The 19,476-nt window shown below is 63.5% G+C and carries 22 protein-coding genes and 1 tRNA gene; 14 read left to right on the top strand and 9 right to left on the bottom strand.

Going from position 1 to position 19,476, the window contains the following annotated elements; translation table 11 throughout:
• Positions 1-18: 18 nt before the first annotated feature.
• On the bottom strand, positions 19-1,266 hold the full coding sequence (locus JOH52_RS07450; protein ID WP_010970398.1) for an MFS transporter: 1,248 nt from the start codon (positions 1,264-1,266) through the stop codon (positions 19-21).
• Between the two features lie 235 nt (positions 1,267-1,501).
• Between JOH52_RS07450 and JOH52_RS07445 the strand changes: the two genes are divergently transcribed.
• On the top strand, positions 1,502-1,795 hold the full coding sequence (locus tag JOH52_RS07445) for a YggT family protein (RefSeq protein WP_003531184.1): 294 nt from the start codon (positions 1,502-1,504) through the stop codon (positions 1,793-1,795).
• Between the two features lie 144 nt (positions 1,796-1,939).
• Here JOH52_RS07445 and ppa read toward each other — a convergent pair whose 3' ends face one another.
• Entirely contained in the window at positions 1,940-2,473 is a 534-nt protein-coding gene (gene ppa, locus JOH52_RS07440) for an inorganic diphosphatase (RefSeq protein WP_003531185.1), read from the bottom strand.
• A gap of 157 nt (positions 2,474-2,630) precedes the next feature.
• Here ppa and JOH52_RS07435 point away from each other — a divergent pair, with 157 nt between their 5' ends.
• Positions 2,631-3,233, top strand: coding sequence for a hypothetical protein (locus JOH52_RS07435; protein ID WP_003531186.1), 603 nt, complete (start codon positions 2,631-2,633; stop codon positions 3,231-3,233).
• A gap of 46 nt (positions 3,234-3,279) precedes the next feature.
• On the opposite strand, the gene JOH52_RS07430 is transcribed toward JOH52_RS07435, so the two are convergent.
• The 4 genes from JOH52_RS07430 to JOH52_RS07415 all read right to left on the bottom strand — a co-directional run bounded on the left by JOH52_RS07430 (position 3,280) and on the right by JOH52_RS07415 (position 8,032).
• Complete coding sequence (locus tag JOH52_RS07430; protein WP_003531187.1) at positions 3,280-3,786, bottom strand: GNAT family N-acetyltransferase; 507 nt, start codon at positions 3,784-3,786, stop codon at positions 3,280-3,282.
• A gap of 343 nt (positions 3,787-4,129) precedes the next feature.
• Positions 4,130-5,956: a translational GTPase TypA gene (typA, locus tag JOH52_RS07425; protein ID WP_010970399.1), complete on the bottom strand. Its 1,827-nt coding sequence runs from the start codon at positions 5,954-5,956 to the stop codon at positions 4,130-4,132.
• Between the two features lie 135 nt (positions 5,957-6,091).
• Positions 6,092-7,654: an alkaline phosphatase D family protein gene (locus tag JOH52_RS07420; protein WP_010970400.1), complete on the bottom strand. Its 1,563-nt coding sequence runs from the start codon at positions 7,652-7,654 to the stop codon at positions 6,092-6,094.
• A gap of 156 nt (positions 7,655-7,810) precedes the next feature.
• A complete protein-coding gene (locus JOH52_RS07415) occupies positions 7,811-8,032 on the bottom strand; it encodes a KTSC domain-containing protein (RefSeq protein ID WP_003531190.1) in 222 nt (73 codons plus the stop codon).
• Between the two features lie 124 nt (positions 8,033-8,156).
• On the opposite strand from JOH52_RS07415, the gene JOH52_RS07410 reads away from it, so the two are divergent.
• Positions 8,157-9,464, top strand: coding sequence for an amidase (locus JOH52_RS07410; protein ID WP_010970401.1), 1,308 nt, complete (start codon positions 8,157-8,159; stop codon positions 9,462-9,464).
• Positions 9,465-9,525: 61 nt separating this feature from the next.
• Here the strand turns inward: JOH52_RS07410 and JOH52_RS07405 are convergent, their stop codons facing one another.
• Positions 9,526-9,687: a hypothetical protein gene (locus JOH52_RS07405; protein WP_003531192.1), complete on the bottom strand. Its 162-nt coding sequence runs from the start codon at positions 9,685-9,687 to the stop codon at positions 9,526-9,528.
• Positions 9,688-9,963: 276 nt separating this feature from the next.
• On the opposite strand from JOH52_RS07405, the gene JOH52_RS07400 reads away from it, so the two are divergent.
• A complete protein-coding gene (locus JOH52_RS07400; RefSeq protein ID WP_010970402.1) occupies positions 9,964-10,467 on the top strand; it encodes a hypothetical protein in 504 nt (167 codons plus the stop codon).
• 141 nt (positions 10,468-10,608) lie between these two features.
• Here the strand turns inward: JOH52_RS07400 and JOH52_RS07395 are convergent, their stop codons facing one another.
• Positions 10,609-11,433 (bottom strand): DUF429 domain-containing protein, encoded by an 825-nt coding sequence (locus JOH52_RS07395; protein ID WP_010970403.1) that lies wholly within the window; start codon positions 11,431-11,433, stop codon positions 10,609-10,611.
• A 108-nt stretch (positions 11,434-11,541) separates the two neighbouring features.
• A tRNA-Ser gene (locus tag JOH52_RS07390) sits at positions 11,542-11,631 on the bottom strand.
• A gap of 301 nt (positions 11,632-11,932) precedes the next feature.
• Between JOH52_RS07390 and rplU the strand changes: the two genes are divergently transcribed.
• From rplU to rlmH, 10 genes are all read left to right on the top strand, one after another.
• The gene (gene rplU / locus JOH52_RS07385) at positions 11,933-12,304 is read left to right on the top strand and encodes a 50S ribosomal protein L21 (RefSeq protein ID WP_003531204.1); all 372 of its coding nucleotides are present in this window, start codon (positions 11,933-11,935) and stop codon (positions 12,302-12,304) included.
• A gap of 33 nt (positions 12,305-12,337) precedes the next feature.
• The gene (gene rpmA / locus JOH52_RS07380; protein ID WP_003531206.1) at positions 12,338-12,607 is read left to right on the top strand and encodes a 50S ribosomal protein L27; all 270 of its coding nucleotides are present in this window, start codon (positions 12,338-12,340) and stop codon (positions 12,605-12,607) included.
• Positions 12,608-12,737: 130 nt separating this feature from the next.
• Positions 12,738-13,370: a GNAT family N-acetyltransferase gene (locus JOH52_RS07375; RefSeq protein WP_003531222.1), complete on the top strand. Its 633-nt coding sequence runs from the start codon at positions 12,738-12,740 to the stop codon at positions 13,368-13,370.
• On the top strand, positions 13,367-13,954 hold the full coding sequence (locus JOH52_RS07370) for a GNAT family N-acetyltransferase (protein WP_003531224.1): 588 nt from the start codon (positions 13,367-13,369) through the stop codon (positions 13,952-13,954). Before JOH52_RS07375 ends, JOH52_RS07370 begins: the two co-directional genes overlap by 4 nt.
• Before the next feature lie 177 nt (positions 13,955-14,131).
• Positions 14,132-15,142, top strand: coding sequence for a GTPase ObgE (obgE, locus tag JOH52_RS07365; RefSeq protein ID WP_003531226.1), 1,011 nt, complete (start codon positions 14,132-14,134; stop codon positions 15,140-15,142).
• A 2-nt stretch (positions 15,143-15,144) separates the two neighbouring features.
• A complete protein-coding gene (proB, locus tag JOH52_RS07360; RefSeq protein ID WP_010970464.1) occupies positions 15,145-16,326 on the top strand; it encodes a glutamate 5-kinase in 1,182 nt (393 codons plus the stop codon).
• Positions 16,319-17,602 carry a glutamate-5-semialdehyde dehydrogenase gene (locus tag JOH52_RS07355; protein ID WP_010970465.1) on the top strand — a complete coding sequence of 428 codons (1,284 nt, stop codon included), beginning with the start codon at positions 16,319-16,321 and terminating at the stop codon, positions 17,600-17,602. Before proB ends, JOH52_RS07355 begins: the two co-directional genes overlap by 8 nt.
• 56 nt (positions 17,603-17,658) lie before the next feature.
• Positions 17,659-18,225, top strand: a complete 567-nt coding sequence (locus JOH52_RS07350) for a nicotinate-nucleotide adenylyltransferase (protein ID WP_013844909.1) — start codon at positions 17,659-17,661, stop codon at positions 18,223-18,225.
• A gap of 44 nt (positions 18,226-18,269) precedes the next feature.
• Complete coding sequence (gene rsfS, locus JOH52_RS07345) at positions 18,270-18,761, top strand: ribosome silencing factor (protein WP_003531234.1); 492 nt, start codon at positions 18,270-18,272, stop codon at positions 18,759-18,761.
• Between the two features lie 152 nt (positions 18,762-18,913).
• Complete coding sequence (gene rlmH, locus JOH52_RS07340) at positions 18,914-19,396, top strand: 23S rRNA (pseudouridine(1915)-N(3))-methyltransferase RlmH (RefSeq protein WP_003531239.1); 483 nt, start codon at positions 18,914-18,916, stop codon at positions 19,394-19,396.
• Positions 19,397-19,476: the final 80 nt, after the last annotated feature.

Genomic DNA, 19,476 nt, shown 5'->3' with positions numbered 1-19,476 from the left:
GGCCTCCAGTTCAGATGCTCACCCCCTCCGCTGCGCCTCCGGCACATCCAGCGTATCGATCCTGCGCAATTGCGGAAAGCCGAGTGCCCAGAGGAGCGACACGAGAAGCGTGCCTGCGCCGCCGAAGACGACCGCGAAAACCGTGCCGAAGCCGGACGCCATCATGCCGGCGCGGAACTCGCCGAGTTCGTTGGAAGCACCGACGAATACCATGTTGACGGCGTTTACGCGGCCGCGCAGCTCATCCGGGGTCCAGAGCGTGATGAGTATCTCGCGCACATAGACCGAGATCATGTCGGAAGCGCCCATGACGACGAGCGCGGCGATCGAGATCCATGGCGTCGCCGACAGGCCGAAAACGACCGTTGCCAGGCCGAAGAGGGCAACGCCGACGAACATGTAGAGACCGGCTCGATTGCGGATCGGATGGGCGGCCAGCCACACCGCCATTCCGACCGCGCCGACACCGGGCGCGGCCCGCAGGAGGCCGAGGCCCCACGGCCCGAGCGTCAGGACGTCCCGCGCGAAGACCGGCATGAGCGCGACGGCGCCGCCGAGCAGCACGGCGAAGAGATCGAGCGAGATCGCCCCCAGCACGATCTTCTCGGCCTTGATGTAGCGGAACCCTGCGGTGATCGTCTGCCAGTTTGCGGCCGACGGCGGCGAGCGCCTTGCGGGCTTCGGCACGGCGAAGACCATCAGGGCGCCGGCAGCGAAGAAGCCGAGGCTGACCGCATAGGGCACGGTCGGGCCGAATCCGTAGAGAAGCCCGCCAGCCACCGGGCCGACGATCATCGCCGTCTGCCACGAGGTCGAATTCCACGCGATCGCATTGGGCAGATCTTCCGCGGGCACCAGATTGGGCGCCAGTGACTGGGAAGCGGGGCCCAGGAAAGCCCGCTCTATGCCGAACACGACAAGGATCGCGTAAACCGGCCAGGGTGAAAATAGTCCCGTCACCGTCAAAAGGAGAAGTGCTGCGCCGCAGAGCGTGCTGACCAGCATGCAGATGCCCATGATCGCCCGGCGATTGTAGCGGTCCGCCACGCTGCCCGTCACGAGAATGAGAACGAGGGAGGGCAGGAATTGGAAGAGGCCGATGAGACCGAGCGAGAAAGGATCGCGCGTCAGATCGTAGATCTGCCAGCCGACGGCCACGGACATGATCTGGACGGCGAAATAGGCGAGCAGGCGGGAGAAGAAATAGCGCCGGTAGCCGACGTGCCTGAAGGCGGCGAAACGGTGCGCGGCATGGACGGCCGACATGCTGGAATGCTCCTGCTGCAGGCTCCTGATACCGTCGCCGACCGAGCAGCGGGAGCGTGCAGAAATTGAAATCCTGCAGCGATCCTTGCGCATCGGAAAAACCGCGGAGCACTGCAGGGAAGGGAAGAAAGGCGCGCTCCGTGCCATTAAACATGATCACGCGAGGCAGGCCGGCGTACTTGCTCGTTTAGTTCCTAATGTCTACATGTCTGTCAACAACGAATTGGAGACCGGCATGCTTGCTGTCATCGGCACTTTGAATTTCATCATCAACATTGCGTGGTTCCTGATCATCGCCTCGGCCATCTTCTCCTGGCTCTATGCGTTCAACGTGATCAACGTGAACAATCAGGCGATCAACATGATCGGCCGCTCACTCTATCAGTTGACCGAGCCGCTCTACCGGCCGATCCGGCGCGTGCTGCCCGACATGGGCGGCGTCGACCTTTCGCCGCTCGTCGTGCTGGTGATCCTCTATTTCATCCAGCTCTTCCTGAACACCACCATCGCTCCGGCGCTGCTGCGTTAGAGCGGGAATGAGGAAAAGTGTGTGCGGTTTCGCCCGTGCAGGCCGACTCCACCTAAAATCATCGTGATCTAGACTAAAGCGCAAAAAACCTCCGGATCGAGGCCGAGCCGGAGGTTTTCATGTCTCAGTAAAACAGCGAAACGATTATTTTTTCGTCTTGGCGCGCTCGACCGCTTCCCGGATCAGCTGCTTGGCCATGCTGGCATCCTTCCAGCCGAAGATCTTCACCCACTTGCCGGGCTCCAGATCCTTGTAGTGCTCGAAGAAGTGCTCGATCTGCTTGAGGGTGATTTCCGGCAGGTCGGTGTAATCGTGCACCTTGTCGTAGCGCTTGGTCAGATGGGCGGAGGGGACCGCGATGATCTTTTCGTCCTGACCGGAATTGTCTTCCATCATCATCACGCCGATCGGGCGGACATTGATGACGCAGCCCGGAACCAGCGGACGGGTATTGCAGATCAGCACGTCGATCGGATCGCCGTCGTCGGAAAGCGTGTGCGGCACGAAGCCGTAATTGCCCGGATAGGTCATCGGCGTGTAGAGGAAGCGATCGACCACCAGCGTGCCGGCCTCCTTGTCCATTTCGTACTTGATCGGATGCCCGCCGACCGGGACTTCCACGATTACATTGACATCTTCCGGTGGATTCTTTCCGATGGAAATCGCGTCGATCCGCATGAGCACCTCCAGGGGTCGTTTGAAAAGTCGTCCCGTCGGATAAAGGGAAACATGCCGCGATGCAACATGACTTTGGTTCCGGGCGGGCGGATTTGCTGTAGGCACGCCGCGCGGCTAAAAAGGGGCAGGGCTGATATTTATCTTCGCAGGAGAGACAATGCGCCCGAAACTTCGCTATTTTCTTTCCGCCGCCCTGATCTCGGCGCCTGCACTTGCCAATGACAGCGCCTACACAGACGCCAGCCGCGACAAGTGCCGGCTCCTGCGCGAGTGGGAAGGCGCCTCGTCGCAGATGCTTTGTCCCGGCATAGGCGACTATCCCGTCCATTTCATCGAGAGCGATATGCGCCAGAGCTTCTTCTTCGGCCATGCCAGGCAAAGCTATCTGGAGAACGGCTTCGAGAGTTTCGGTCCCTTCAACCATGCCGAAACGACCGTCGAATGGCGCCTCGACGCCAACGGGAAGCCGGTCGCCGCCATCCTGCGCTGGATCATCGAGAACCCGGACCCCCAGACGGACAGGAGCACCAAGGCGTTCGAGGGACAGGTTCTGGTGATCTCGAAGGTCGCGCAGAAGGAGGACGGCGACGGCTGCGTCATCGGCTATGTCGACGCGCTCGCCAATGCCGATGCGAACACGCTGGCGCGCAGGATAGCCGACGAAAGAGCCGCAAGCTTCCGCTGCGGCACGGACCAGGCATCCTATCACGGAAATCGCGGCGAGAAGGCGGGCGAACCCATGCACTTCCTGCCGAAATGAGGCTCTGCGAGACGCCCGGACCGATGACAGCGCCTTGCGGCACTCCTCAACTCCAGACGAAGCCGACCTTCTTCAGGTGCTTCTCGCCGAAATCCTCCATGCCTTCGGCAATGTCGCGACCGCCCGCCGAATGGAAGAAATTATAGGCATTCGCACTGTCTTCCAGGCACCAGACGACGAGCCCTTCGCAGCCGAGCGATTTCAGAAGGCTCTTTGCTTCGCCAAAGAGGACACGCCCGAGGCCGATGCCCTGATATTCGGGCCTCAGATATATCTCGTAGATTTCGCCTTCCTGCGGCAGCGCCCGCGCCCGGCTCAGGCCCAGCGTCGCATAGCCGGCTATCGTGCCGGCGACGTCGACGACGAGAAGGGTCGCCGGTCCGCGCGTGGCCTTGCGCCACCAGGTCTCGTCGCGGCGATTGACCATTCGGACAAGGGGGCGGTGCGGAATGATACCGCCATAGGCCTGCAACCAGGAAACGCGATGCACGTCGGCGATTGCCGCCGCCTCATGCGGCTCCCCAGGCCGAACCTCGATCGAAACAGTCTTCATGACTTGCGACTCTAATCACACGACGCGGCGGACAGGAATCCCGCCGGGCTGTCGCGCGGCGTTAACCCACAGGCAACTTTAACGGCACCTGCCCCAAGGTTAACGCCTTTTTAACTTTATCCGCAAGCCGCCCGCGAAAGGCACACACAGCAAAAACCCCGGATCGCTCCGGGGGTTTGTAGATCGACGAAATCAGAAGGTTGGACTTGCCCCTCTCCTCGGCTTTAACCCGAGGACTGGCCCGCTCGCGGGGAGAGCGGACGGAGGCGGCGCGGCATACCCCTTCTCCCCGCATGCGGGGAGAAGGTCGCGGCAGCGGGATGAGGGGCTCGCTTTTAGCCCCTTAAGCAGCGCCGGCCGTCCGCGACTTCTCGAAGCGCTTGCGCTCGTTCGGATCGAGATACATCTTGCGAAGCCGGATCGACTTCGGCGTGACCTCGACCAGTTCGTCGTCCTGGATCCATGACAGCGCCCGGTCGAGCGTCATGCGGATCGGCGGCGTCAGCTTTACCGCCTCGTCCTTGCCGGACGCGCGCATGTTGGTGAGCTTCTTACCCTTGAGGACGTTGACTTCCAGATCGTTGTCGCGCGTGTGGATACCGATGATCATGCCCGCATAGACCTTTTCGCCGGCGTCGATGATCATCGGGCCGCGATCTTCGAGGTTGAACATCGCATAGGCCACGGATTCGCCGGCGTCGTTCGAGAGCAGAACACCGTTCACGCGGCCGCCGATCTCACCCTTATAGGGCTGGTAGTCGTGGAACAGGCGGTTCATGATCGCCGTGCCGCGCGTATCGGTCAGAAGCTCCGACTGATAGCCGATGAGACCGCGGGTGGGCGCGAAGAACACCAGCCGGACGCGGTTGCCGCCGGAGGGACGAAGCTCGGCCATTTCGGCCTTGCGTTCGGACATTTTCTGGACGACGACGCCCGAATGCTCCTCGTCGACGTCGATGACGACCTCTTCGATCGGCTCCAGGAGCTGTCCGTTCTCATCCTTGTGCATGACCACGCGCGGACGCGAGACGGCGAGCTCGAAGCCTTCGCGGCGCATCGTTTCGATCAGAACCGCGAGCTGCAGTTCGCCGCGGCCCGACACGTAGAACGAGTCCTTCTCGGAGGATTCCTCGATCTTCAATGCGACGTTGCCCTCGGCTTCCTTGAACAGACGGTCGCGGATGACGCGCGAAGTGACCTTGTCGCCTTCGGTGCCGGCGAGCGGAGAATCGTTGACGAGGAAGGACATGGTGACGGTCGGCGGATCGATCGGCTGCGCCTTCAGCGGCTCGTTGATGGCCGGATCACAGAACGTGTCGGCGACGGTGCCCTTGGAGAGGCCGGCGATCGCCACGATGTCGCCCGCATGGGCTTCCTCGATCGGCTGACGCTCGATGCCGCGGAATGCAAGAATCTTGGAGATGCGCCCGGACTCGAGCACCTTGCCGTCCTGCCCGAGGACCTTGACCGCCTGGTTCGGCTTGATCGAACCGGAATGAATGCGCCCGGTGATGATGCGGCCGAGGAAGGGATTGGCTTCGAGAATGGTGCCGATCATCCGGAACGGGCCTTCGCCGACGCTCGGCTCCGGAACGTGATCGAGAACGAGATCGAGGAGCGGTGCCAGGCCCTGATCCTGCGGACCTTCCGGCGCGACGTTCATCCAGCCGTTACGGCCGGAACCGTAGAGAATCGGGAAGTCGAGCTGCTCATCGGTCGCATCGAGCGCCGCGAAGAGATCGAATACCTCGTTGATGACTTCCTCGTGACGGGCATCGGGCCGGTCGATCTTATTGATCGCCACGATCGGCCGAAGACCGACCTTGAGCGCCTTGCCGACGACGAATTTCGTCTGCGGCATCGGGCCTTCGGCGGCGTCGACCAGCACGATGGCGCCGTCCACCATCGACAGAATGCGCTCGACTTCACCGCCGAAATCGGCGTGGCCGGGGGTGTCGACGATATTGATGCGGGTACCCTTCCACTCGACCGAAGTCGCCTTGGCGAGGATGGTGATGCCGCGTTCCTTTTCCAGTTCGTTGGAATCCATCATGCGCTCGGCGACGCGCTGGTTTTCGCGGAAGGAGCCCGACTGCTTCAGAAGTTCGTCGACGAGCGTGGTTTTCCCATGGTCGACGTGCGCGATGATCGCGATGTTACGAATGCTCATTTTTTGTCTCGGAAAGTTCGTGGGCACGCGCGACGAGGCAGGTACCGCTTTTCAGTTGCCGCGCTCATACAGGTTTTTTCCCGGAAGCGAAAGGGGGCCGGCGCGCAGGGCTGACCTGCGTGAGGCGCCGCCGGCTCAAGCGGAAACCGCCGGATCGAGGGTTACCCGCCAGAGTTCCTGATCCTGCCGGTCCATCAGCCGCACCGTCATCTGCCGCGTCTGGCCGCTGATATCGACGATGCCGAAGAATTGAAGGCCCGCCGACGGCGGCAGGTTGCTGTCGATTCCTCCGCCGGACGCCTTCATGAAGCGAACCTCGGGGCCGAAGGTCATGTCGAGCTCCTTCGGGCCGTAGGTGCCGGAATGAAGCGGCCCGGAGACGAACTCCCAGAACGGCGAGAAGTCCTTGAAGGCAGCCCGCGAGGGATCGTAGTGATGCGCCGCCGTGTAATGCACGTCCGCCGTCAGCCAGACGAGGTTCTCGATCGCATTGTCGCGGACGAAGCGCAGGAGGTCCGCAAATTCGCTCTCGCGCCCCTTCGGCGCGCCATGGTCGCCGTCGGCAATGGCATCCGATCCGCGCCTTGCCGAATAGTCGTCCCAAACGATGAGGCCGATCGGCATGTCGCAGGCGATCACCTTCCAGGTGGCGCTGGACGCCGCAAGCTCGCGCTTCAGCCAGTCCGCCTGCCGCCAGCCGAAGAGGCCGCCCCCCCCCTCTTCCTGGTTGGGGCCGCGATAGGAGCGCAGATCCACGAAGAAGACGTCGAGCAGCGGACCATAGGCGATCTTGCGGAAAATGCGGCCGGGCTCCGTCGGCAGCGTGCGGATCGCCGTCATCTCGTGAAACGCGCGGGCCGCGCGGGCGGCATAGACGGCGACATCCTTCTCCGGATAGCGCGGGTCGTCGCTGAGATCGGTCGAGGCCGACCAGTTGTTCAGGACCTCGTGGTCGTCCCACTGATAGAAGGTGGGACATTCGGCATGGAGCCTCCGCACATGCTCGTCGAGCAGGTTGTATTTCCACTGGCCGCGATATTCCTCGAGCGTCCGCGCGACGTCTCGCTTCTCGGGCGTGACGATCCGGTTCTTCCACATGCCGCCGTCGCGCAGCTTGATCTCGTCGGGGATAGGATTGTCGGCATAGATCGTGTCGCCGGAATGGATGAAGAAATCCGGCTCGTGCAGCCGCATGGTCGAATAGGTCTTCATGCCGACCTCGTCGATGCCCCAGCCCTGCCCCGCCGTGTCGCCGGACCAGACGAAGCGCACGGAGCGGCGGCGCAAGGGAGCCGTCCGGAAGCGCCCGACGACCGGTTCGGAGACGCGATTGGCGTCGTAGAGATCGGTCGCGATGAAGCGATAGAAGATGTCCTGGTCCGGCAGCAGATTGTGGAGCCGGCACTTGACGGCGCAGTCGGTCAGCGGCGTCGCATCGATATCGGCAAGCCTCACGGCATTCGAAAAGCTTTCCGTAGTCGAATATTCGACGGAAACGCGCGCCGGCCGATCGACCCGCGTCCAGATCATCCCCGAGCCCGTATCGACGTCGCCGGACTGTACCCCATGGGCGAATTCCGGCCGCCCGTAGCCGCGCGCATAGAACGGCGTGGCGAGACCGGAAGAAGCGACAAGACCTGCGGCGCCGGCGGAGAAGAGGAAAGAACGCCTGGTGAGGGTGTTTCGAAGAGCGGCCAATCCCTGCCTCCGGTTCCGTTTCGCGAATCGTCGGTTCTCGCGAGCGGACCATTGGCGAGCCAGATGTCAGCGGCTTTACAGGCGGATGAAACTATTCGGACGGTTTGGCGACAGTTCTGTGAAGGGGGCTGCCTGCAGGCGGATAAGGGGCAATCCCTAATGCAGGAAACCGTAGTGATGGCGTATGTGCCGATTGAAATAGTTGCCGGCGGAATCCGCATGCAGCAGTTCCTCGTAAACCTCTTCCGGAACGTCGAGGTAATGATAGGGCCTGCGGTTGCCGAGGAACCAGACGCTCAACGTCCGGCGCGGCACATCGTATCTGACCTCATGGATCGCGGAGGAGTCGAGGATTGCGGAGGATCGTAGAATTCGCATCGGCGTCTTCCCGATTGCTTGTCGCTATCGCCCCTATTGTACATCAATCGTGCGATCCTTTAAATATTGGAACGCTTCCAAGGACTTCCTTCCGGACTTGGCCCGCAATTCACGAGGTCCTTCCTTGCCCCCGTCAGATGCGCCCTCCCGCGACCGCCTCGAAACCGTTCTCGCCCGCCTCGACGGGCGGCGGAACGATGAACGCGTTTATGTGAAGCTCTATCCCGAGACAGCCCGCGCGGAAGCGGACGCTGCCGACGGGAGGCGGCGCGAGGGCAAGAGCCTCGGGCCCCTCGACGGGCGGATCGTCTCCATCAAGGACCTCTTTGACATCGCGGGCGAGCCGACGCTTGCGGGCTCCATCATCCGCCGCGCGGCGCCTCCGGCAACAGCGGACGCGGCGATCGTCCGGCGCCTTCGCGCGGCCGGCGCCGTCATCATCGGCAAGTCTCACATGACGGAATTCGCCTTTACCGCCGTCGGCCTCAATCCGCATTACCCGGTGCCCGGCAACGCTATCGACCCGAGCCTCATTCCCGGCGGTTCCTCCTCCGGCGCCGCCGTCTCGGCGGCGGAGGGCACGAGCGAGATCGCCATCGGCTCCGACAGCGGCGGCTCGGTGCGCATTCCGGCCGCCCTGCAGGGCCTCGTCGGCTTCAAGCCCACCGCCCGCCGCATATCTCTGGAAGGCGCCTTTCCCCTGTCCCCCAGCCTCGATTCGATCGGCCCGCTTGCGCGCACGGTCGCCGGTTGCGCGGCCGCCGACGCGGTCATGGCCGGCGATACGCCGAGACCGCTCGAGCGCATGCCGCTCGCCGGCCTGAAACTCGGCATCCCCGAAGGCGCTCTTCTCGAAGGGCTTGCGCCGGAAATTGCGGCGGCTTTCGAAAGAAGCCTGCAAGCGTTCTCCCGCGCGGGTGCGAAACTCGCCGCATGCGGGATCGACGATCTCCTCGCCCGCTTCGCCGAGGCAACCGCGATCGGTTCGCTTGCTGGCCTCGAGGCAAGCCGTGTGCACGCGGACTGGCTCCTGGACGACAATGCGCCGGTCGACATCCGCGTAAGATCCACATTGCGCCGCCGGCTCACGGTCCCCGACGCCGCGATCGAGGACCTGCTGCGGACGCGGCAAGAGCTCATGCGCGCCATGGACGAGCGGCTGGCACCCTTCGATCTCACGCTGCTGCCGACCACACCCATCCCCGCCGTCAGCATCGCCTCGGTCGAGGAGGACAGGGCCGAATACCGCCGCGTGGAGGACCTGCTGCTGCGCAACACCCAGGTCGCCAACCAGTTCGACCTGACCGCAATAAGCCTGCCGATGGCAGGCACGAGCCGGCCGGCGGGGCTGATGCTGATGGGCCGGCACGGCGCGGACGCGATGCTGCTTGGCGCTGCGGCCGCAATGGAGGATCTGCTGAAGAACGGGTGAACGGCTTCGCGTTCCCTCGCGCGGGATGGCCGTTCGAGGGACAGGCTTTACCGGCAATACCTCAATGCATCGACCGGCTCGACCATTCCTCTTTGAGAATCCGGAACGCGTCTTCGAGCGCAGCGACCAGCACGTCGGTCAGCTCGCCGCCGTCATTGTTCATGAGGTACAGGGCCACGGTCGCATCCTGCGGGTCGCTGTAGCGCTCAAAATCGTCAGACATCGAATCGTCCTTCCTTCGCCGCATTCATTACGGCTGTCGGGCGACGTTAGAAAGGCTGACTTGTGCAGAACTGGAGCTAGACCGGCTTTCAAACGAAGGGCAGCGGACACCGGATATTTCGCTCGCCCCCATTCTCCCGGCGCGCTGGAGCGCTTCCAGGAAAGTGTGTAACGGTTTTCCGTCCGAAACTGCGTTGGATCCGTTAGAGCATTTCAGTGTTTCTATGAAACGTTGAAATGCTCTAGACCGCCCGGGAGAGTCACAAGCGGAGCCAAGATGGCGAAGAAAACCAAAGGCGACGACGCCCCCGACCTGCACCGCCTCAAGGCCGAATTTCCGGAAATCCACGCCGCCCTCGCCGCCGGCAAGATCCCGTCGCTGCGCCAGGCGCTGGTCCTCGCCGGCCTGAAGCCGGAGCGCAGCCGGCTGGAGAAGCTCAAGAACTCCTGGGCGAAGGCAAGCGACGCCGAACGCGAAAGCTTCCTCGCCTGGCTCAAAACCAAAAGCACGCTGCCCGCGCCCGCCGCCGCCCCGCCCGATGCCGGCCCGCAGCCCGCCGAAACTCCGATCGCCAACGGCCGCTACCTGCTTCCCTCGGCAATCGCCGAGATCAGAACGATAATGGCCCGGCGCGGGCTGAAACCTGACGACGTGATGGCCGAACTGGGCTTCCCACCCGACGGCCGCCCGCTTGCCCGGGCGCTGACGCGCAACGCCAGCTTGAGGCTGTCGGTGATCGCGGGGTTGGAGGCGTGGCTCAGGAGGAATGCGGGGGAGTGATGCGGGAGGGGATGCATAAGGACGCTTCGACCTGTGTCCTCATAGGCTAAACCTTATAGGATCGAGTTGAGATCCGCCTCCCTGCCCTGAGGATCGATTTTCCGGCAATGGAAGCGACGGGCCTGTGTCTGTGGCCTCTTCTCACGCAATCGCCACATCCCGCTGTCGCGCCGCTGCGCGCAACCTCTCATGCACGCCGCGCGTCGCCGGCGCTATCATATAGCCACTCTCCAGGTCACCGATCATCACCGATTGGTCACGCGGAGCGGCAAGCCAATGCAGCCCGATCAGGCCGCAGATCAATGCGTCGACCTTGTCCTGGTCCGCCTTCCTCGGCGCCTCGGAGCTTGCCGCTATCAAGCACCATTCGTCGAGGTGCCGCAGCGAGTTCAGCATGCCGAACCGCCTGACCGCTTCTGCGACTGCCTGCCAGTCGCTGATCTTGAAGCGCTTCCGGTTGGCAGGATTGTACTTCGGGGCTGCAAGCCTCGAACAGAAGGTTCCCTCGATAGCAGCCAGTGCCAGAGCCGGAAAAACCTCGATCAGGAAGAGGCCGCTGGATGCTGCTCGTGCGAGTTCCGGCTCTTCGGTCGCTGCCAAGGTCTGCTTGAACCGCCAGATCGGTGCGCCGTCATCGAACATACCCTTCTTCGACCGGCTTGCAGGCTGAACGCCGCCTCCAATCCAGGAGATCAGCGATCCGGCTACCCTGTCGACGGGACGCGAGCCGGTGAGGTTCGGGACGATCGTTGGCTGATCCAGTGCCACAAGGCACTTCTGGGCCTCCTTGCGCTCGCGCTCGATGACATCCAGAGCCTCCGCAAACGAGGCAAGCCGGGGTGCGAGATACAAATGAGCGCCGTCTCCATCCAGACGAATGACGCAGATCGCTCCGGGAGCTTTCGGGTTGTCAGTCCAGGCCGAGTCGAAGCCGACGATGGAAGTAAAACCGGTGTGCAAGCTCATCCCGCCTCATAAGCTCGGGCGTGCCGGAGTGTAACTAAGTGAGTGAAAGACCATCGGACGTCCAGGCCGCTCTCTTGGGAAGCAAAGCACTTGTAACCAGAGAATTTATGGCGGAGAGGGGGGGATTCGAACCCCCGATGGGCTTGCACCCATGCCGCATTTCGAGTGCGGTGCATTCAACCACTCTGCCACCTCTCCGCGGGGTCGGTTGGCGCTATTCAAGCGCGGCCGGTTCATAGCGGCAGTTTCTGCCGCTGGCAAGGGCTTCCGATAAGAATATCTGCGATATGGTGGCTTTCGCCTTGACAAGCAAGGGCCGTTCCCGTAATCCGCGCCATGAGGTGGTGTGGGCTTAGCCTCCGCCGCGCCGGGTAAGTGTTGTGCCCGTTCACTGGCGAAGGTCGAGGATTTCCGAGGCGCTTCGCTCCACGTTAGCGACTGACAAAAAGACGGCCTTGTCTTCGGGCAAAGAGCCGGACCGAACATGAAAGGACAAAATATGTTCGCAGTCATCAAGACCGGCGGTAAGCAGTACCGCGTGGCGGCCAATGACGTCATTACCATCGAAAAGCTGGAAGGCGTTGCTGGCGACAAGATCGAATTCACCGAGATCCTGATGGTCGGCGTCGGCGCCGATGCCACCATCGGTGCTCCGTTTGTCGAAGGTGCCGTCGTCAGCGCCGAAGTTGTGGACCAGGGCCGCGCCAAGAAGGTCATCGCCTTCAAGAAGCGCCGCCGCCAGAACTCCAAGCGCTCGCGCGGCCATCGCCAGCATCAGACGATCGTCCGTATCCTGGACATCGCTGCCGCCGGCGGCAAGGCGAAGAAGGCTTCGAAGAAGACCGAAGCCGCCGCTGAAGCTGCAAACTGAGTTCCGGGATCGAAGGTTTAAAGGAGAACACCAATGGCACACAAGAAAGCTGGCGGTTCGTCGCGTAACGGTCGCGATTCCGAGTCCAAGCGCCTTGGCGTGAAGAAGTTCGGCGGCGAAGCCGTCATTCCAGGCAACATCATCGTGCGCCAGCGCGGCACGAAGTGGCATGCCGGCGCCAATGTAGGCCTCGGCAAGGACCATACGATTTTTGCGCTTACGACGGGCAATGTGGACTTCCGCAAGAAGGCCAACGGCCGAGTCTACGTGTCTGTAATGCCGAAAGCCGAAGCAGCGGAATAAGCCGGTAGCGCTCTAAAACAGCCGGCGTCTCATCGACCCGGCTGACGCACCGCAAGGTTCAAAAGCCAGACTTCAAAGGGGAGATGGGGCGATACCCAACTCCCCTTTTCGCATGTCTGGAGGAAGAACCATGCAAACCGAGCTCGTCAGGGAAGACCAATCCCGGTCTCCCGAACAAAGGCTGAGGCCTCAGCGGTCAAGGACCGATTGCCCGATATTGTTATCGCCCAGGCTCGTTTTGCGCGCGCCCCATGAAGACGATATCGACGCCCTTGCCCATCTTGCCAACAATGCCAACATCGCCACCATGGTCTCGCGCATGCCGCACCCCTATACGACGGCGGATGCGGCCGATTTCGTGCGACGCGCAAAAGCCGGCACGATTGGCAAGTGCGTCTACGCGATCACGAAAGCGGACAATGGCGCATTCCTCGGCTGCTGCGGTGTCGAGCCGCACGCCGACGAAAGGACCGTCGAGCTCGGCTATTGGCTGGGCGAGCCCTACTGGAACCAGGGCTATGCGACCGAGGCGGCACAGACCCTGACCGACATGGCCTTCCGCACCCGCGACATCGACCAGATCGATGCGCGCTGCCGGGTCATGAACATCGCGTCGCGCCGGGTCATCCAGAAGTGCGGCTTTCAGTTCCAGGGTTCCGGCATGGTCGGCAGCCTGGCGCTCGGCGGCATGGTCCCGGTCGAATGGTACAGGCTCGACCGCAAGACCTGGGTCTCCTTAAGAAGCTGGGGAGGTGTCCGATGAACGCCCTGGTCACGGAGCGCGCCCGGGCCGTCGCCCGCCCCGGCCCCGGCCCGGCGCCGGTCATCGAAACGGAACGGCTGCGGCTGCGGCCGCACCGGCTTTCCGATGCGGCCGCCATCGCCGAGTCGCTCGGCGATTTCCAGGTGGCGCGGATGCTTTCGCGCGTTCCGGCGCCCTACCACCACCAGGATGCGCTCGACTGGCTCAACCGCCAGACGGCCGATATGCTGCCGGACTGGACGCTCGCCATCACCACCCCGGGCGACGACGTCCATATCGGCTGCATCGGCATCGAACTCCGGCACGGCCAATGGCATGTCGGCTACTGGCTGAACCGGTTCTACTGGGGCAAGGGGCTGGCGAGCGAGGCGGTCCATGCCGCGGTCGAACGATTCTTCCGCCGCATGCCGGAAACGGTGCTGCATTCGGGCGTCTTCGCCGACAATCCGGCCTCGCTCAAGGTGCAGGAGAAACTCGGCTTCCGGATCACCGGCTGCAGCCAGATCTATGCGCTCGCCCGCAATGCGATGGTCGCGCATATCGAAACCCGGCTTGCGGCCGAGGACCTGCGCCGCCCGGACTGAACGGATACGGAACCCCGCCAGTACCGCTCCTGGCGGGGTTCTTCATGTCGATAATCTTTGACCTCTGCCGGAAGCGCCTATATCGATGGCGCAAAAGCAGAGCGGGATCGGGAACGTGCGCGGGCTGCCCCGCATTCCGTCCTCAACTTGAAGCGATCACGTAGAAATGGCGAACCGATGAAATTCCTCGACGAAACGAAAGTCTATATCCGGTCAGGGGATGGCGGCGCGGGCGCCGTTTCCTTCCGCCGCGAGAAGTTCATCGAGTTCGGCGGCCCCGACGGCGGCGACGGCGGCCGCGGCGGCGATGTCTGGGTGGAAGCCGTCAACGGCCTCAATACGCTCATCGACTTCCGCTATCAGCAGCATTTCAAGGCCAAGACCGGCACGCACGGCATGGGCCGCAACCGCACCGGCGCAAAGGGCGGCGACGTGACGCTGAAGGTGCCGGTCGGCACCCAGATCTTCGAGGAAGACAACGAGACGCTGATCGTCGACATGGTGGCGGAAGGGCAGCGCTACCGGCTCGCCGCCGGCGGCAATGGCGGCTTCGGCAACGCGCATTTCAAGTCCTCCACCAACCAGGCGCCGAGCTGGGCCAATCCGGGCCTCGAGGGCGAGGAGAAGACGATCTGGCTGCGGCTGAAGCTGATTGCCGATGCCGGTCTCGTCGGCCTGCCGAATGCCGGCAAGTCGACCTTTCTCGCCGCCTGCACCCGGGCTCGGCCGAAGATCGCCAATTATCCCTTCACGACGCTGCATCCCAATCTCGGCGTTGCGACCATCGATGAAAAGGAATTCATCATCGCCGACATTCCGGGGTTGATCGAAGGCGCGCATGAGGGCGTGGGCATCGGCGACCGCTTTCTCGGCCATGTCGAGCGCACCCGGGTGCTGCTGCATCTCGTCTCCGCGCAGGAAGAGGATGTCGCCAAGGCCTACAAGACCGTGAAGCACGAGCTCGAGGCCTATGGCGGCGGGCTCGAGGAGAAGCCCCAGATCGTGGCGCTGTCGCAGATCGACGTGCTGGACGAGGAGGAATTGAAGGCGAAGGCCAAGGCGCTCGGAAAAGCCTGCGGCACGCCGCCGCTCCTCATCTCCGCCGTGACCAACAAGGGTATGACGGAGGCGCTGAGAGCATTGCGCAGCGTCATCGCCGCGGCCAAGGCGGGCGAAGAGGAAGCTTAAGCATGACCAAGGCCCGCAAAGCGCTCGAGAATTACCGCCGGGTCGTCATCAAGATCGGCTCGGCACTCCTCGTCGACCGCAGGACCGGGCTGAAGAAGAGCTGGCTCGACGCGCTCTGCGCCGACATTGCGGCCCTCAGGGCCAAGGGCGTGGAAGTGCTCGTCGTCTCCTCGGGAGCGATTGCGCTTGGACGCACGGTGCTCGACCTGCCGGCGGGTGCGCTGAAGCTCGAAGAGAGCCAGGCGGCCGCCGCCGTCGGCCAGATCGTGCTGGCGCGTGCCTGGTCGGAGAGCCTCTCGACCCATGCGATCGTCGCCGGCCAGATCCTCCTGACGCTGGGCGACACCGAGGAGCGCCGGCGCTACCTCAATGCCCGCGCGACGATCGGTCAGCTTCTGAAGCTCGGCTCGGTGCCGATCATCAACGAGAACGACACGGTCGCGACCACAGAAATCCGCTATGGCGACAACGACCGGCTGGCAGCGAGGGTCGCGACCATGGTCGGCGCCGATCTCCTGGTCCTGCTCTCGGATATCGACGGGCTCTATACCGCGCCGCCGCATCTCGATCCGAACGCCCGTTTCCTCGAAACGGTCGCCGAAATCACGCCCGAAATCGAGGCGATGGCGGGCGGCGCTGCCTCCGAGCTTTCGCGCGGCGGCATGCGCACCAAGATCGACGCCGGCAAGATCGCAACCACTGCCGGCTGCGCGATGATCATCGCCTCCGGCAAGCCGGATCATCCGCTGGCCGCGATCGAGGCGGGCGCGCGCTCGTCCTGGTTCGCGCCATCAGGCTCTCCGGTGACCGCCCGCAAGACCTGGATCGCCGGACAGCTCCTGCCGGCCGGTTCGCTCTCGATCGATGCCGGAGCGGAAACGGCGCTGCGTTCCGGCAAGAGCCTGCTGCCGGCCGGCGTCCGGCAGGTGACGGGAAGCTTCAGCCGCGGCGATACGATTGCGATAATCGGCGCTTCCGGCCGCGAGATCGCCCGCGGTCTTGCCGGCTACGATGCCGACGAGGCGCGCCAGATCGCCGGCAAGAAGTCGGCCGAGATCGCCGCCATCCTCGGCTATGCCGGCCGCACCGCCATGGTGCATCGCGACGATCTGGTCATGACGGCTCCATCGGGCGCGCGCCTTGTAGAGGAAAGCGACGAGGGAAAGGGCAAGCTCCATGCTTGAGACGGTGGAAAAGGACAAGGACGTCAACGCGATGATGCTGGAGATCGGACGCCGCGCCAAAGCGGCCGCCCGGCCGCTCGCGACCGCAAGCGCCGAGCGCAAGCATGCGGCACTCGTCGCCATGGCAGGCGTCATCGTCACAAGGACCGCGGAAATCCTCGCCGCCAATGCGCTCGACCTCGAAAACGCGCGCGAAAGCGGCGTCGCCAGCGCCTTCATCGACCGGCTGACGCTGACGGAAAGCCGCATCCGCGACATGGCGGACGGCATCCGCGCGATCGCCGAACTCATTGACCCCGTCGGCGAGGTGATCTCCGAATGGGACCGCCCGAACGGGCTTCACATCGAACGGGTGCGCACGCCCCTCGGCGTGATCGGCGTCATCTATGAAAGCCGTCCGAACGTCACGGCGGATGCCGGCGCGCTCTGCCTCAAGGCAGGCAATGCGGTGATCCTGCGGGGCGGATCCGACAGCTTTCACTCGTCGCGGGCGATCCATGCCTGCCTGACCGAGGGATTGAAGGTCGCGGGCCTGCCGGAAGATGCGATCCAGATGGTGCCGGTCGCCGACCGCGCTGCCGTCGGCGCCATGCTCACCGGCTTGAACGGCGCGATCGACGTGATCGTGCCGCGCGGCGGAAAGAGCCTGGTCGCGCGCGTCCAGAACGAGGCGCGGGTGCCGGTCTTCGCCCATCTCGAAGGTCTCTGCCACATCTATGTCGATGCGTCGGCCGATCGCGACATGGCGAAGAAGATCGTCGTCAATGCGAAGATGCGCCGGACCGGCATCTGCGGCGCCGCCGAGACGCTGCTGATAGACCGCAACGCCGCCGAGAAATTCGCAAAGCCCCTCCTCGAGGCGCTCGTCGATGCCGGCTGCGAGGTGCGCGCCTCCGATGACCTCGCAAGTGTAATGCCCGGCCTGAAAGCTGCGACCGACGAGGATTGGGCGACCGAATATCTCGACGCGATCATTTCGGCGAGATTGGTCGACGGCATTTCCGGCGCGATCGAGCACATCAACACCTGGTCGTCCGCCCATACCGAAGCCGTGATCGCCGAGGACCCTGCGGTGGTCGAGCGATTCTTCTCAGAGATCGACTCGGCGATCCTCCTGCACAATGCCTCGACGCAATTCGCCGACGGCGGCGAGTTCGGCATGGGCGGCGAGATCGGCATCGCCACCGGCAAGATGCACGCCCGCGGGCCCGTCGGCGTCGAGCAGCTCACCTCGTTCAAGTATCGTGTGCGCGGCACCGGACAGGTGCGGCCCTGACGACACCGAGCGAAGTGAATGCGCGCTACCTCAGCATGCCGCATGTCGAGTCCGGCATGGCCGTCGGCCTGTTCGGCGGGTCCTTCAATCCGCCGCATGACGGGCATGCGCTCGTCGCCGAGACCGCATTGCGCCGGCTCGGGCTCGACCAGCTCTGGTGGATGGTGACGCCCGGCAATCCGCTCAAGGACCGCAACCATCTCGCGCCGCTTGGCGAACGTATCGCCATGAGCGAGAAGATCGCCCGCAACCCGCGCATCAAGGTGACCGCTTTCGAGCAGGCGCTCGGTCAGAGCTACACGGCCCGCACGCTGGAAGTGATCCGCGCCCGCAACCGCGATGTCCGTTTCGTCTGGGTCATGGGCGCCGACAATCTCAAGAACTTTCACCGCTGGCAGGACTGGCGCAAGATCGTCGCCACTTTCCCGATCGCCGTCGTCGACCGGCCGGGATCGACCCTTGCCTATCTGTCCTCGCCGATGGCGAGGGCTTTCAGCAGCGCCCGCGTCGACGAGGATGATGCGGGAACCCTCGCTTTCCGCCGCGCGCCCGCCTGGACCTTCATTCACGGCCCCCGTTCGGGCTTGAGCTCGACGGCGCTTCGTTCGGCCAAATCCGGGTGAATTCCCGTAATTCGGATCTCGTGTCTTGAAACCGTATAGGTTTGATGCCTACATTTAGGTACGGTTCGAAGAAATATTTCGAATCGAACGTGCCTGTTCTGTTCATTTGGAAAGGAAAAACCCTGACAACAGCACACGCCAAGGGATTTGCGGCATCCGCATTCCCGCGCAGCACGGAATCGAGCGACGAAGCCGCTGTCCGTGCGCTTCAACTGGTCCTCGAAAGCCTAGAGGACTCGAAGGCAGAAAATATCGTTACCATCGACATTGCCGGAAAATCGGCGCTGGGAGACTTCATGGTCGTCGTCTCCGGGCGATCGAACAGGCATGTGATGGCCATTGCCGACCACTTGATCACGGACCTGAAGGACGACGGCCTCGGCAGGGCTCGCGTCGAAGGTCTTGAGGGTGGCGATTGGGTACTGATCGACACCGGCGATGTGATCGTTCACATCTTCCGGCCGGAGATCCGGGCGTTCTACAACATCGAAAAGATGTGGGCGGCTCCCGAGATCGAAGACGGTACCCTGCACTGAGACACGTCGCCCGATCCTGACCATCGACTCAGGACGGAGCGGCGGCCGGTGCCGAAGGTGACACGCGGTTGCCATCGCCGATAAGGCGGATGGCGGCAAGAATTTTGCCGGTCGATAATTTCCGATCGGCACCGGCGGGGACGGATCGGGTCATGCGTATCGGACTTTTCGCAGTCGGCCGCCTCAAGGCGGGGCCGGAAAAGGATCTCGCGGGCCGCTATCTCGACCGGTTCGCCAAGGCCGGCCCGGCCGTCGGCCTCGAATTGGCCCGCGTCGTGGAGACCGCCGAAAGCCGCGCCGCCAATGCGGAGACGCGCAAACGCGAGGAAGCCGGCCAGCTTGAAAAAGCGCTCGCCGACGGCAGCCTGCTCGTGCTGCTCGATGAGCGCGGCAAGGCGCTCGACTCGGAAGCCTTCGCGCGCCTGCTCGGTACCTTAAGAGACAGCGGCAAGCGCGATCTGATGATAGCGATCGGCGGTGCCGACGGACTCGATCCCGCACTCCACGCCCGCGCCGACGCCGTGCTCAACCTCGGCAAGATGACCTGGCCGCACCAGCTCGTGCGCATCCTCATCGCCGAACAGCTTTATCGCGCCGTGACGATCCTTTCGGGACATCCTTATCATCGGGCGTAGACCACGGGTCGAAGACGGCCCCTCCCCGCCAATAACGAGAATATGTATTGGTGTGCCCGGCCAAATCGGATTAGGGTCTC

It is taken from the genome of Sinorhizobium meliloti, from assembly GCF_017876815.1.
Taxonomy (GTDB): domain Bacteria; phylum Pseudomonadota; class Alphaproteobacteria; order Rhizobiales; family Rhizobiaceae; genus Sinorhizobium; species Sinorhizobium meliloti.
The sequence above is the reverse complement of the archived record's forward strand: the minus strand, read 5'-3'. Positions and strand labels throughout refer to the sequence as shown.